The sequence below is a fragment of the Psychromonas sp. MME1 genome, assembly GCF_041080865.1.
Taxonomy (GTDB): Bacteria; Pseudomonadota; Gammaproteobacteria; order Enterobacterales; family Psychromonadaceae; genus Psychromonas.
In genome coordinates, this window is the sequence record NZ_CP160906.1 from 1,891,905 (window position 1) to 1,906,347 (window position 14,443).

The 14,443-nt window shown below is 42.4% G+C and carries 16 protein-coding genes; 15 read left to right on the forward strand and 1 reads right to left on the reverse strand.

Going from position 1 to position 14,443, the window contains the following annotated elements; genetic code table 11:
- Window positions 1-67 precede the first annotated feature (67 nt).
- The 8 genes from nifK (at window position 68) to AB2N10_RS08625 (ending at window position 7,106) form a co-directional block, all read left to right on the forward strand.
- Entirely contained in the window at window positions 68-1,639 is a 1,572-nt protein-coding gene (gene nifK / locus AB2N10_RS08590; RefSeq protein WP_354624094.1) for a nitrogenase molybdenum-iron protein subunit beta, read from the forward strand.
- A gap of 116 nt (window positions 1,640-1,755) precedes the next feature.
- The gene (gene nifT / locus AB2N10_RS08595; RefSeq protein ID WP_354624093.1) at window positions 1,756-1,965 is read left to right on the forward strand and encodes a putative nitrogen fixation protein NifT; all 210 of its coding nucleotides are present in this window, start codon (window positions 1,756-1,758) and stop codon (window positions 1,963-1,965) included.
- Window positions 1,966-2,010: 45 nt separating this feature from the next.
- Window positions 2,011-2,424, forward strand: coding sequence for a NifB/NifX family molybdenum-iron cluster-binding protein (locus AB2N10_RS08600; RefSeq protein WP_354624092.1), 414 nt, complete (start codon window positions 2,011-2,013; stop codon window positions 2,422-2,424).
- Between the two features lie 149 nt (window positions 2,425-2,573).
- Window positions 2,574-3,941, forward strand: coding sequence for a nitrogenase iron-molybdenum cofactor biosynthesis protein NifE (gene nifE, locus AB2N10_RS08605; RefSeq protein ID WP_354624091.1), 1,368 nt, complete (start codon window positions 2,574-2,576; stop codon window positions 3,939-3,941).
- Between the two features lie 32 nt (window positions 3,942-3,973).
- Window positions 3,974-5,341 (forward strand): nitrogenase iron-molybdenum cofactor biosynthesis protein NifN, encoded by a 1,368-nt coding sequence (nifN, locus tag AB2N10_RS08610; protein WP_354624090.1) that lies wholly within the window; start codon window positions 3,974-3,976, stop codon window positions 5,339-5,341.
- Window position 5,342: 1 nt separating this feature from the next.
- Entirely contained in the window at window positions 5,343-5,774 is a 432-nt protein-coding gene (locus AB2N10_RS08615; RefSeq protein ID WP_369433703.1) for a NifB/NifX family molybdenum-iron cluster-binding protein, read from the forward strand.
- A gap of 39 nt (window positions 5,775-5,813) precedes the next feature.
- On the forward strand, window positions 5,814-6,101 hold the full coding sequence (gene fdxB, locus AB2N10_RS08620; RefSeq protein WP_354624088.1) for a ferredoxin III, nif-specific: 288 nt from the start codon (window positions 5,814-5,816) through the stop codon (window positions 6,099-6,101).
- A gap of 378 nt (window positions 6,102-6,479) precedes the next feature.
- Window positions 6,480-7,106, forward strand: coding sequence for a hypothetical protein (locus AB2N10_RS08625; RefSeq protein ID WP_354624087.1), 627 nt, complete (start codon window positions 6,480-6,482; stop codon window positions 7,104-7,106).
- 79 nt (window positions 7,107-7,185) lie between these two features.
- Here AB2N10_RS08625 and nifA read toward each other — a convergent pair whose 3' ends face one another.
- Entirely contained in the window at window positions 7,186-8,778 is a 1,593-nt protein-coding gene (gene nifA / locus AB2N10_RS08630) for a nif-specific transcriptional activator NifA (protein WP_354624086.1), read from the reverse strand.
- Window positions 8,779-9,180: 402 nt separating this feature from the next.
- Here nifA and rsxA point away from each other — a divergent pair, with 402 nt between their 5' ends.
- From rsxA to AB2N10_RS08665, 7 genes are read left to right on the forward strand one after another with little or no spacing between them, the layout of a single operon-like run.
- A complete protein-coding gene (gene rsxA / locus AB2N10_RS08635; protein WP_369433704.1) occupies window positions 9,181-9,756 on the forward strand; it encodes an electron transport complex subunit RsxA in 576 nt (191 codons plus the stop codon).
- 15 nt (window positions 9,757-9,771) lie between these two features.
- Window positions 9,772-10,299, forward strand: a complete 528-nt coding sequence (locus AB2N10_RS08640) for an RnfABCDGE type electron transport complex subunit B (protein WP_354624084.1) — start codon at window positions 9,772-9,774, stop codon at window positions 10,297-10,299.
- Window positions 10,300-10,311: 12 nt separating this feature from the next.
- A complete protein-coding gene (gene rsxC / locus AB2N10_RS08645; RefSeq protein WP_369433705.1) occupies window positions 10,312-11,790 on the forward strand; it encodes an electron transport complex subunit RsxC in 1,479 nt (492 codons plus the stop codon).
- A 1-nt stretch (window position 11,791) separates the two neighbouring features.
- On the forward strand, window positions 11,792-12,769 hold the full coding sequence (locus tag AB2N10_RS08650) for an RnfABCDGE type electron transport complex subunit D (RefSeq protein ID WP_354624080.1): 978 nt from the start codon (window positions 11,792-11,794) through the stop codon (window positions 12,767-12,769).
- Entirely contained in the window at window positions 12,766-13,389 is a 624-nt protein-coding gene (gene rsxG, locus AB2N10_RS08655) for an electron transport complex subunit RsxG (RefSeq protein WP_354624079.1), read from the forward strand. The genes AB2N10_RS08650 and rsxG overlap by 4 nt, the downstream gene beginning before the upstream one ends.
- 43 nt (window positions 13,390-13,432) lie before the next feature.
- Window positions 13,433-14,122 carry an electron transport complex subunit E gene (locus AB2N10_RS08660; RefSeq protein ID WP_354624077.1) on the forward strand — a complete coding sequence of 230 codons (690 nt, stop codon included), beginning with the start codon at window positions 13,433-13,435 and terminating at the stop codon, window positions 14,120-14,122.
- Window positions 14,123-14,133: 11 nt separating this feature from the next.
- Complete coding sequence (locus tag AB2N10_RS08665; RefSeq protein WP_354624076.1) at window positions 14,134-14,391, forward strand: RnfH family protein; 258 nt, start codon at window positions 14,134-14,136, stop codon at window positions 14,389-14,391.
- The last annotated feature ends 52 nt before the right edge of the window (window positions 14,392-14,443 follow it).

Genomic DNA, 14,443 nt, shown 5'->3' on the forward strand with positions numbered 1-14,443 from the left:
TTGCTACCGCGATAAATAAGCAAGATACCTGACTGTTCTTAGAACGGATGCAGGAGGAGAACAAAATATGAGTCAAACTATCGAAAATATTAAACCTGGGTATCCGTTATTTCAACAGCCGGAATACCAAGATCTGATGGCGAGAAAAAAAGCCCTGTCAGAAGAAGCCTATAGCGAAGAGAAAGTACAAGAAATCTTTGACTGGACAACAACCCTTGAATACCAAGAGTTAAACTTCTCTCGTACCGCGTTAACCGTTAACCCAGCGAAAGCATGTCAACCTCTAGGATCGGTACTTTGTGCTTTGGGTTTTGATAAAACATTACCTTATGTACATGGCTCTCAAGGTTGTGTTGCCTACTTCCGCAGCTACTTTAACCGCCACTTTAAAGAACCGATTGCCTGTGTATCGGATTCCATGACCGAAGATGCCGCTGTGTTTGGCGGTAACAAAAATATGGATGCGGGTTTAGCTAATGCCTACGCATTATATAAGCCAGGAATGGTTGCTATTTCAACCACCTGTATGGCCGAAGTTATTGGTGATGACCTTAACGCATTCATTGCCAATGCAAAAAAAGATGGCCATATTCCAACGGATATCCCAACACCCTTTGCCCATACACCAAGCTTTGTGGGTAGCCATATAACTGGCTGGGACGGTATGTTTGAAGGCTTCTGTAATAACTTTACCAAAGACAGCATGGATGACAAAGTTGTTGGCAGCAATAAAAAAATCAATTTAGTGACCGGTTTTGAAACCTATTTAGGTAACTACCGTATCTTACATACGATGATGAAAGAGATGGGTATTCCTTACAGCCTATTATCAGATCCAACGGAAGTACTTAGTACCCCTGCCGATGGTGAATACCGTATGTATGCGGGTGGTACAACAGCAGAGGAGATGAGCGATGCGCCGAATGCCATTGATACCCTATTACTGCAACCTTGGGGTTTAACTAAAACTAAAAAGATTGTTAAAGGGCTTTGGAAACAACCCGCCAGTGATATAAATGTGCCAATGGGTCTAGATTGGACTGATGAATTCCTGATGAAACTGAGTGAATTAACCGGTACACCGATTGCCGATTCCTTAACCAAAGAGCGTGGACGTCTGGTCGATATGATGACCGATAGCCATACTTGGTTACACGGCAAAAAATTTGGTATCTACGGCGATCCTGATTATCTACTTGGTATGGTTAAGTTCCTACTAGAGCTAGGTTGTGAACCAACGACTATTTTATGTCATAACGGTAGTAAAAAATGGGCTAAAAAAATGCAAGCTGTATTAGATGCAAGTCCCTATGGTGCTGATAGCAAGGTCTTTATCAATAAAGATTTATGGCACTTCCGTTCATTAATGTTCACCAACAAACCGGATTTCATGATTGGTAACTCTTACGCCAAATTCATTGAACGCGATACGTTGGCTAAAGGCCCTGAATTTAAAGTGCCACTGATCCGTCTTGGCTTCCCAATCTTTGATCGCCACCATCTACATAACCAAACCACTTGGGGCTATGAAGGTGCGATGCAAATTTTAACCACATTGGTCAATGAAATCTTAGCTAAATTAGATGAGAAAACCAGTGTCTACGGTGAAACTGATTTCGGTTTTGACTTAGTTCGCTAAAACGAATAAAGGTTGTGGTTCCCTCCCTCAACCTTTGCTTTTAGCAAAGCAGCTTACATCTTCAGTAAGCTTTTTTGCTAAAAATAAAATATTCCCCATTAATCCAAGGAGTCACTATGCCAAATATTATGTTAAGAAAACAAGATGGGATCCTAACTGGCTACATCGCGAAAAAGGATCTCGAAGCACAGGTTACTTCACTCGAATTTGAAGAGGATGATAACTGGGGTGGAAAACTGACATTAAGTACGGGCGACAGCTTTTACTTTGCTCCCCTACCAGCAATACCAAACTTACCCATCACCATTAGAATGCGTCGCGGATAACCGTAGCCGTTATCAGCAATAATATTCAGTAGAGAGGATGCCAATATGACAACAGATACACCTAAACTCCAAATCGCGGTTGCCTCAACGGATGGACAAACCATTGATGGCCATTTTGGTTCCTGTGAGAAGTTTTATATTTACTCACTGGATGCACAACAAATCCAGCATATTGATATACGTAATGCAGAAGGTGGGCGTGGTAGTGAAAAAAATGCCTTTCGCGCACAAATTATTAAAGATTGTCAGCTTATGTTTTGTGCTTCCATTGGCGGCCCTGCTGCAGCAAAAGTGATCAATGCAGGTATTCATCCATTGAAAAGTAAAAATACCCCAGCCATTTTAGTGCAATTAACCGAACTACAACAGCGTGTGATTACGGGTGCTTTACCCCCTTGGTTAGCAAAATTGATGGGGCAACCAGATTTTTTAAATGAACGCTTTACGGCATTAGAATAACTAACAAGCTAAACATGTTGTGTAAGCTGTCAACCATTGTACTAAAAGCAACACAACACAAAGCTTAATTATCAATAGGTTACAAACGGAATGAATGTTGCAAAAGGATACTATGACAAAGATAACGGAAGTTATATCTAGGAGATCCTATGCGACAATCAGAGATTACTGAACTACAAAATGAACCAGCCTGTGAACACAATAAAAAAACAAAATCAGGCTGTGCTCCCGCCACGCCAGGGGCAACTGCAGGAGGCTGCTGCTTTGATGGTGCACAGATAACACTGCTTCCCCTTACCGATGTTGCCCACATAGTCCACGGCCCCGTTGGCTGTGCAGGCAGCTCTTGGGATAAACGCGGCACCCAAAGCTCTGGCCCTGAACTATTTCGATTAGGTTTTACAACGGACTTAAATGAACAGGATGTGATCATGGGGCGTGGCGAAAAACGCCTCTACCATTCCATTATACAAGTTGCCGAAAAACATCAACCCGCTGCCGTGTTCGTCTATAACACCTGCGTACCCGCCATGGAAGGCGATGATATTGCAGCGGTATGTAAAATGGCACAACTTAAAATTAACCTCCCCGTTATTGCCATTGATGCCGCTGGTTTCTATGGCAATAAAAACTTAGGTAATCGCATTGCAGGCGAGCTGATGGTGGATAAGGTCATTGGCACTGCCCACCCTGCACCAAAACCTGAGTTTAGCGATGGTATCGTGCACGATATCGCCCTCGTTGGTGAATATAATATTGCTGGTGAACTATGGCACATTCTCCCCTTACTAGATCAACTCGGCTTACGAGTTTTGGCGAATTTATCGGGAGACTGTCGCTTTAAAGAGTTACAAACCATGCATCATGCCGAAGCGCTGATGTTAGTTTGCTCCAGAGCACAGATTAACGTCGCACGAAAATTACAAGCAAAATACCAAATTCCTTGGTTTGAAGGCAGTTTCTACGGTATCCGCGACATGTGTGATGCATTACGCCAATTTGCCAAACTCATTAATGATCCATCGCTTACGCAGCGCACGGAACAATTAATAGAGCAAGAGCTTAACCAGCTTCAGCAAGCCCTCGCCCCCTATCGCGAAAAACTAACGGGCAAAAAAGCACTGCTTTACACTGGCGGCGTAAAATCATGGTCCATTGTTTCTGCCTTACAGGATCTTGGTATGCAGGTGGTTGCCAGCGGTACACGTAAAAGCACCGAAGAAGATAAGGCACGGATACGTGAATTAATGGGGCCAGATGCTATTTTACTGGATGAAACGAGTCCTCGAAACTTACTAGATGTCGCCTATCAATATAAAGCAGATGTGATGATTGCAGGTGGTCGCAATATGTACACAGCCTACAAAGCAAGAATGCCCTTTGTTGAAGTCAATCAAGAACGTGAGCATGCCTTTGCCGGGTTTACGGGCATGATAACACTGGCACAGCAACTCTGTTTAACCCTTGAAAGTCCTATTTGGGAACAGGCTCGAAGCCATGCCCCATGGATTCAATGAAATGGACTGTAGCAAAATTAGAGGAATAGAATATGGCACAAATAATCCCCAATAAAAAAGCACTCGCAGAACAACCTTTAAAGGTAGGACAACCACTCGGCGCAGCACTGGCATTTTTAGGCACAGATCAAGCGATGCCCCTGATGCATGCTGCACAGGGATGTAGTGCCTTCGCAAAAGTGTTTCTAATACAACATTTTCATGAGCCCATCCCGATGCAATCAACAGCAATGGATCCCATCTCAACGGTCATGGGATCTGATGAAAACCTAGTGCAAGCCTTTACCAATATCTGTAAAACACACCGGCCGAAACTGATTGGACTATTAACCTCAGGATTAACCGAAGCACAAGGCTGCGATATTGAACACGCGGTAAAAGTGTTTCAAGAGAGCCACCCCAACTATAAACATACCGCAATCATTCCGGTCAACACGCCCGATTTTTATGGATCATTAGAAACGGGTTATGCCAGTGCAGTTGAAGCGATGATCAAGCATCTTGTCCCAACTAAAGCGCCAAGCAGTGCTCGCCGTAAACGCATTAATATTTTAGCTAGCCACATGTTAACGCCAGCTGATGTGGATCTATTAAAGCAGTACGTTGAAGCGTTTGGCTTAACCCCGGTTGTCATTCCCGACCTCAGTTTATCTCTGGATGGTTTTTTAGCAACGCAGGACTTCAGCAGTCTTTCCCAAGGTGGTTGCACGGTAACGCAAATCAAGACCCTAGGACAAGGCTTAGCAACCATTGTTGTTGGGCGATCCCTAGAGCGAGCAGCAAATATGTTGTTAGAGCGTAGCCAAATACCTACGGAAATATTTCCCCATATTCATACGCTGGAACAAACCGATAGATTAATCATGCTATTAAGTAAAATTAGCGGTCGTAAAGTGCCCGATAGTATTACCCGTAGCCGCGGGCAACTCTGCGATGCTTTGATTGATAGCCATACACAATTAGGTGGAAAAACAGCGGCCTTAGCGATGGAAGCGGATCATTTAACCGCCTTTAGCGCGCTCTTTGCCAGCGTCAATATTACACCAAGCGTAGTGATAGCTCCCTGTAATCAACCACAACTCGCATCGCTTGCGGTGGATGAAGTGAAAATTGGAGATCTCTATGATCTACAACAACAGGCACAACAACATGATGTTGATCTACTGGTTTCCAACTCCCATGCCAATAGCATCGCCAAACAACTCAATATTCCACTACTGCGCGTTGGCATCCCCATCCACGACCATTTTGGCAGCTTTGCTAAAAGTTTTATTGGCTATGCAGGTATTCGAGCCACCCTCTTTGAATTAAGTAATCTATTACGTCACGAGGTACATAGTATTCCGGTATATCATTCGCGATTTAAACAAGATCTATCACAAATACAAGTGCAGGTATGATATGAAAGAGATGAGCCAAGATACCTTAAAAATAGCCTTTGCCAGTAGCAATCAAAGCCACTTAGACGAACACTTTGGTAGCTGTCAAAGTCTTTCTATTTATAGCGTTACTACAACTAGCTACGAACATGTTAATACACATTACTTAACCCAATACGAAGGCCATAACCTGCAAAAAATTGAAGATAGAGTGATAGCGTTAGAGGGTTGCTTTGCAGTCTATTGCCTCGCCTGTGGTAATCCAGTAAGGCAGAGATTATTAACAGAAGGGATTCGAGTGGTAGTGCGTCCACAAGTCGATTTAATTAGTGCGGTTATTGTCAGCATTCAAGCTAACTGGCCTGGAAAAATAGCAGAGCGGCAAGCTCGACAAATACAGAGAAAAAAACAGCCTGATTATTTTGAGAAACTCGCCGATAGTGAATGGCAATAGTATATACAGAGATTAATAATTCAAAAAAAGGAGAAAAAAATGGCATATATAACAGGGGTAACTCAATCGGGCGAAAGTTGGACACCTGAGTTTATTGTTAGTCTAGATCAAGCAAAATGTATCGGCTGCGGACGTTGCTATAACGTTTGCACTCGCGATGTCTTTGCACCCGAAGAGATTGAAATTGATGATGCTGATGAGGGAGATTACGATGATGATGTACGCATGGTGATGTCTGCAGCCAATAAAGCAAACTGTATTGGTTGTGGTGCATGTCTGAAAGCCTGTGCGCGAGGTTGTTTTGACCATGCCCCACAAACTATTTAACAAACATCATTCATAGACAGTCTTTATTAAGTGATGGTCGGTTAGTGTTGCGTTTCATGACCGTCACTTTCTTATACACTGTAATGGCAGGTAACAATTAATAAAAAAGCAACAAATCCCAACCTAAAAGCGCTACAAATTAATAAAAAATTCCATGACAACGCTATCTAACGGCACCACTAATCGACACTCTCACGCTATGCATTGACAAATAAACGTCGAAATATTTTACATAAAAAATCAAAAGGCTATTTACAATAAAATTTACTGCTTATAAATCAACATATTAATTTTTTGGTTCGGTTATTGCAACAAATCATTTACATGACTTTTAATTTTATTGCAAGCTTTTTATAGCTTATTACGGAGGAAAAAGTGATGAAAAAATGTAAACTCAACTTTTTGGCTCTATTAATTATATTAGTCAGCGCCATCAATATAAACGTTGCGACGGCTATTACTATTGATCCTGCGGCAAACAACGGAGGCTGCTGTTTCGGCGGTATGAGAGGATATTGGTTTGAAACCCCAATAGACTTAACCCTTAACAATGCTTGGCTGAACACAGCCAATGGCTTGTCAACTTCTTATAATTTAGAGGTTTTAGCATTGAATGTTACGCCACCTCTATTTACTAATTCAACGTCAAATTACTCAACCCTCGCTTCATTTAATAACTTAAATGGTGTAGCTGCACTTAATATTAGCTTCTCAGCAAATGATATTGTTGGATTATTAGCTTGGGATAATAATCTAGCTTTAACCCCCTATTCGGATCAGTCTTTACAAAATATTGGGGGTAATGCAATCACATTTAATCGTTTATTACGTCAAAATCTAACCCCAGGAGATCCGATATCAGATGAATTAAACTATCCTATTGGTGCGATTGGATTTACATATAATACCAACTCATTGTCAGTTTCAGAGCCTGAAATAATGTTATTACTAGGCTTAGCGATAGCTGCCGTTGGTTTTGCGAAAAGAAAAAGAGGTAACCATTAATTTACTTAATAAATTGCCCAGATAGACAAACACAAGGATAGATATCGCTTAGTCGATATCTATCCTTTCTTTTTACAGCCTATATACGACGCACATGGATATTCATGGTCTGAATTCGGTAGGCAATTTGCCTTGGTGTCATACCTAATAAACGAGCCGCTTTGGCTTGTACCCATCCAGACTGCTCAAGCGCGGAAATAACACGTTGTCGATCATCCTGATCACTATTTTCACTATTTAACTGCCCCATAGATGAATGCGATTTTGATGGAACGAAATGATTATCGGCTTGCACCGCACCAAAGGCTCGCATGGAGCTTTGATTGATCATAATGACATCTCTATCAATCAATCCCGATTCACTCATTACCGAGGCTCGCTCTAGGCAGTTTTCTAATTCACGAATATTCCCCGGCCAATTATGACTTGCTAGTAGGCGTATAGCCCCATCGCTGACTTTTAATATACGGTTTTGCATCTTCGCTAACTTAGCGACTAAAAAGCGAGATAATTCGGGTAAGTCATCGAGTCGATCACGTAGTGCTGGCAAATGGATTGGCATCACATTTAAGCGATAATATAAATCTTCGCGGAAAGTTCCATTAGCGACACCTTGCTCTAAAGGCTTATTGGTCGCAGCAATGATACGCACATCGACCTTGATCGTTTCTTGCCCACCAACACGTTCAAACTCGCCCTCCTGTAATACACGTAATAATTTAGCCTGAAAACTAGCGCTAATCTCCCCTATTTCATCTAAAAAAAGCGTCCCGCCATCGGCTAACTCAAAGCGACCTTTACGTGTTTTAACCGCGCCAGTAAAGGCTCCTTTTTCATGGCCAAACAGCTCACTTTCAAGCAAATTATCTGGTAATGCGGCACAGTTTAACTTAATAAATGGCGCGCTAGCACGTAATGAATTATAAGCAATCGCACCTGCAATCAACTCTTTCCCCGTACCACTTTCACCACGGATTAATACGGTCGTATTCCACTTAGCAACTTGAGAAATAGTCTCAAATATTTGTCTCATTATCGGGGTGCTACCGACAATAGATGCAAGCGCATCTGATTTTTTCGCATTACACTGTAAGCTATCGTTGCGATCTTGCAGAATCTGCTTCTCTTTTTGCACACGGTTTGAAAGCTTTAATGTCTGTAATATTAAATTCGCTACCATTTCTAAAAATCGTGTTTTAGCGGCCAACTCACTTAAATCGCTGCTCATGGGTTGTGCAACTAAGACCCCAGCACGATATTCTTTACTACCTAATGGAACACAAATTAAAGGCAAATCATAATCGTAGAGACTAAGCCTATCTAAAAATCGCGGGTCATTCGATACTTTAGCAATAACCTGTGTTTCGCCCCGCGCCTGTACCGTACCTAAAATACCTTCATTGGTACGGTATTTAATTCTTGCCGCATCTCGAATCACTTCTGGATTCGCACCATGCAAGGCTTGCACTAACATCCCTTGGCGATCATCGTCATAGAGCGTCACCATCCCAAATTGCATACCAGCAAGTTCATCCAAACATCCCAGCATCTGTTGTAAGGTTTGCTCCATATTCAGTGATAAACTCAAAATGACACTAATTTTATGCATTGCAACTAACTGCTGTTCAGCATCAAAGCGTTTTAGCACTTTACTATCTATCATATTTGTCATTGTGCTTCTCCTTCAGCAATAACATTTAAACGCTTAGGTCATTAGAGTAATAATCTGTAATAAAGACAACAATTTGTTCTAACTCCCACCAGCTAGTTAAGAAACAGCAATGGTCATACCAAAAAAAATTAGATATCTTAAAACCGCCTAAAATCAGATGAAGAATTGATCCACAACAAAAACAGATCAATTAATTCTAAAACCCTACGGCTAAAACAGGCCATTTTATTCCACCTCCAGCTCTAACTTGCCCATCTATCGTGCAAATCACAAATAAAAAACGCCACTTTAGTGCGTTTTTTAAATCGCTATTTGTTGGCATATTTATCGCAATATCGATAGTTAGTTATTAACACACCAATCAATTGATAGCGAAAATACCCGCTATTGAAGGAGAAAAAGATGAGTGATTATCTGCTGCTGCTATTGACCACTAGCTTAGTAAATAACGTCGTGCTCGCACAGTTTTTAGGATTATGTCCATTTATGGGGGTCTCAAACAAAGTTTCATCCGCATTTGGGATGGGGCTAGCCACGACCTTCGTCTTAACACTCTCCTGTAGCGTAGGATGGGTGTTAGAGCATTACTTGTTATTGCCCTTAGATTTAGGTTTTTTAAGGCTATTAAGCTTTATTTTAGTGATTGCCGTTTTAGTACAACTAACCGAGATGATGGTCGCCTACCAAAACCCAGAACTGCATAAAGTATTAGGTATATTTTTACCACTCATTACCACTAATTGCGCCGTACTTGGTGTCGCCCTATTAACCATTAAAGAGCAACTCGGTTTTATCGATGCCATTCTCTATGGCTTTGGATCATCATTAGGCTTTACCTTGGTCATCGTACTCTTTGCGGGGTTAAGAGAGCGTATGAGTTTGTGCCGTGTTTCACCCGCCATGGAAGGAGCACCAATTAGCTTTATTACTGCGGGTATTTTAGCTATGGCATTTTCGGGTTTTGCCGGACTGGCATAAAAGGGAGTTATCATCATGATCATAAGTATACTAACAATTCCACTATTAGCGCTCATTATGGGTTTATCACTGACATTAGCAGGGCGATATTTTGCTAAAGAACAGGATCCCTTAATTGACGCCATTAGTGAACTTTTACCTAACGGGCAATGTGGACAATGTGGTTATCCGGGATGCGCACAGGCAGCCATTGCCATGAGTGAGGGAAAATTAGGCCCAGACTGTTGCCCTCCAGGTGGGCAAGCACTAGCACAAAATCTATCAAAATTACTCGGTGTTCCTTTACAAAAAAGTAATCAAGCTAAAAGTCTGCCGCAGGTTGTCGAGATAGATCCAAGCGTCTGTGATGGCTGTACTCGCTGTTTTAAAAAATGTCCCTTTGATGCGATTGTCGGTGCTAACAAACAGTTGCATGGTGTCATAACCGATATCTGTACTGGCTGTGGCATGTGTGTATCGGCTTGCCCACAGGATGCTATCCAATATAAGACAGATCCTATTTTTAGTACTGGTTGGGCTTGGCCTAAACCGCAACATAGTTAACGAGGTGATACTATGATTTTTAGTAAATCATTAATACGCGGCGGAGTTCACCCGAATGGGAATAAACAGCTAAGTAATAATAGTGAAATTATTGCTATCGCGCCGCCTAAATATTTATACATCAACCTCAAGCAGCACACGGGTGCACCAGCAAAGGCAATCGTAAAAGTGGGTGATAAAGTCGTCAGTGGTCAACTTATTGCTAAGGGACAAGGAAGTAGTGCCAATATCCATGCACCACAGTCAGGCACGGTCATACAAATCGCGATGCATCGTGCCGCCATTGCCGGTGGTGGGGAAGAGCAGATGATACATCTGCAATGTGATCCTGAAAATCAAACTGATTCAATCAAACTCGAACATGACGGTAAAACGGCTGAAGAATTAATTCAAATTATCGATGATGCGGGGATTGTTGGTATGGGGGGAGCGGTCTTTCCAACGGCAACAAAATTACGTTCATCCATCAACAAAAAAATAGATACTTTGCTGATCAATGGTTGTGAGTGTGAACCTTACCTAACCTGCGATGATAAAGTAATGTGCGAGCAAAGCACACAGATTATTGGAGGGATACGTCATCTGCTTACCATCACGGGTGCACCATTGGCTATTATTGGTATCGAAGATAATAAACCAGAGGCAATGCAAACCTTAATCGATGCTGCCAGTGAAGATGATAATATTCAGGTCAAAGCACTACCCACCCATTACCCAATGGGATCGGCTAAACAATTCATTCAAGCCCTATGTAAAGTCGAAGTACCCAAAGGTAAACGTTCCACCGATGTCGGAGTGGTGGTACAGAATGTAGCAACCTGCGCAGCTATCTACAATGCGGTGCGCTACGGCCGTCCACAAACTCATCGTGTTGTCACTATTAGTGGTGGAGCCCTTGAGCATCCAATGAATATTGAAGCGCCGATAGGTACCTTAATTTCAGAGTTGGTCGCCTACTGTGGTGGTTTAAAAGAGAGTGCCAGTCGTATCGTCATTGGCGGACCAATGATGGGGCACACTATCACCAATATGCATACCCCTATTATTAAAGGGACAAGTGGCGTGTTATTTCTCCAAGAGAGTGAACTCCCACAGTACAACACCAGTCCCTGTGTCAGTTGTGGGCGATGCGTTTCTGCCTGTCCGATGGGACTATTACCGAATGCGATGGCCGAATTAATTGAACATGATGATTTAGAAGCGGCAGTAAAACAGGGATTAAATAGCTGTTTATTATGTGGTTCATGCGCTTTTATCTGCCCGGCATCACTGCCACTTACGCAATACTTTTCCTATGCCAATGCTCAACTCTTACGACAAAAAAAGATGCAACAAAAAGCTCAACTCGCACGCCGCCTTAATCAACAACGTACGCTGCGCTTAGAAAAAGAAGCGTTACAAAAAGCAGCAGAAAAAGAAGCGAAAAAAGCAGCGAGAGGAGCGGCTAGACGCACTCGCCAACCTACAATCAGCATCAAGGAGGAGTCCTAACATGTCGACATTATTATTAAGTGCCCCGCATATTCATTCAGGGATGACAGTAAGCCGATTGATGCGCCAAGTTATTTGGGCAATGATGCCTGCTTTACTGTTTGGCATCTACCTATTCGGAGAACAAGCACTACTACTGGTTCTCGCCTCTATTATTTCAGCTTTACTCTGTGAATGGCTTTGCCAGAGAATCCAGCAGAAACCCATTGGTAATTTGCTGGATGGAAGTGCTTTAGTGACAACATTATTATTAGTGATGAGTTTACCTCCACATTTTCCATGGTATTTAGGGGCGATTGGTGCAGCGATTGCGGTGCTCTTAGGTAAACAGGTTTACGGTGGCCTAGGGCAAAATCTATTTAACCCTGCAATGCTTGCCCGTGTTGTCCTGTTGATATCTTTCCCCGTAGAGATGACAAGCTGGCCCGCGCCAGCCCCTGTTTTACCATTACTCCCAATATTCAGCGATATTGTTGATGGGTTTAGCGGAGCCACCCTATTAGGCTCGGTACTGGAAACGGGAAGCAGCCAAACGCATATTGGTTCGTTAGCCATGCTTTTTGGCGCCAGTAAAGGAAGTTTAGGTGAATCCCCCATTCTTTTACTTCTTGGTGGAGGATGGATGATCTATAAAAATGTCATTGATTGGCGTATCGCAATAAGCTTATTGATTGGCTGCCTTATTCCCTCAACCATTGCTTGGCTTATATCACCTGAAACAGTCTTACTACCCATCACACAACTCGCCAGTGGTGGATTAATGTTAGCCGCATTTTTTATCGCCACCGATCCTGTCACCAGTCCCACGTCTCCTAGAGGGCGTTACTATTATGGTTTAGGATGTGGCTTGTTAATCTTTTTAATACGTATTTTTGGTGCCTATCCCGAAGGTGTCGCTTTTGCCATTCTATTAATGAATGCCGTTAGCCCATTAATTGAAGGGGCTACAAGCCATAGAATATATGGAGAACAAAAATGAAACTAATCAGTGAAGAGTTAAAGCAAAGGATTGCCTACCCCGCCATATTGATGGGGTTAGTCTCGTTAATCGTCACATGCCTTCTAATGTTGACCAATGATTTAACGGCAGAGCCTATTGCACAACGACAACGTGAAGATCTAACCCTGCTGCTTAACCAAGTATTACCCGCTGATATTTATGATAATCAGCCACTCGATAAAAAATATGATGTCATGCTAAAAGGACAGAAGTACATTTTTTATCGCGCAAAATTACACAATAAGGTCAGTGCGATTATGTTATTTACAAAATCATCAGGTTACTCCGGTGATATATCGCTCATTGTTGCCATAAAAGCAGACGGAGAACTCAGTGGCGTTCGCGTATTAAGCCACACAGAAACCCCGGGGCTTGGCGACAAAATTGAACTGGCAAAATCAGATTGGATATTAAATTTCCGTGGTTTGTCGCTCCAAAACCCCAATAAAACAGGTTGGGCAGTGGCTAAAGATGGCGGTCAATTTGATGCATTCACAGGCGCTACCATTACACCGAGAGCAGTAGTTAAAGGTGTCTATGAAACACTCATGCTATTTAAAGATAATCAAGACTATTTTCTACAGAGTGATCAAATTTAGCCCAATAACCCGTCATCATGGCAATGACGAAATAGGAGATAATATGCAACAATATAACTATAAAGAGATATTAAAAAGCGGGCTCTGGGAAAATAATGTCGTTTTCGCGCAAATGTTAGCACTCTGCCCGCTGTTAGCTGTTACAAGTGGTGCAACTAATGGCCTTGGTTTAGGGCTGATCAGCACTGCGGTCATGGTACTATCCAGCTTTTTAATTTCACTCATTCGCTCACTTTTAACCCCACAGGTGCGTATTCCAATTTTTATTCTACTCATTGCCACCTTGGTGACCATTGCAGACTTAGCTATGAACGCTTGGCTACACGAATTGCATAAGGTATTGGGATTATTTATTCCACTTATTGTCACCAACTGCGCTATTTTAGGCCGAGCTGAATCCTATGCATCGAAAAATCCCTGCTTACCTTCTTTAGTTGATGGCCTAGCTACGGGATTAGGATTTACACTTGCATTGGTTGTGCTCGGTGGATGCCGAGAACTTATCGGTAGTGGTACTCTTTTTGCTAATGCCAGTTTACTGTTAGGTGATGCCTTTGCTGTTATTGAACTACACCCGCTGCCACAATACAAGGGGATGTTGTTGATGATTTTACCCTCTGGAGGCTTTATCATGCTCGGTTTCATCCTCTCACTCAAACGTATCGTAGAGCAGTGGTATAGCAACACAAGAATGGTCGCTGTTAAAGACCAACTTTCATGTAATGTTGAATAGGATCTTCTATTATGAAACTAAGTATCGCTTATGCCGCTGGTAGTGACAGTTTTTGGCAAGAACTTGAGTTAGCCGAGCCGATAACGCTCGCGCAAGCTATTGCGCAATCTAAATTTAATGCCGAATTTCCCAATATTGATGTTACCAAATTAAAAGTAGGTATTTTTGGTAAGGCCTGCCCAGCAAAACAGTTACTCAAAGAAGGCGATCGCGTTGAGATCTATCATCCAGTTATCGCCCAGTCGCACGATGATGATGACGATGACTAATGCAACATCCATTGCGTGATATTTTTATCACGCAATCAAGGGATTGCTGCGA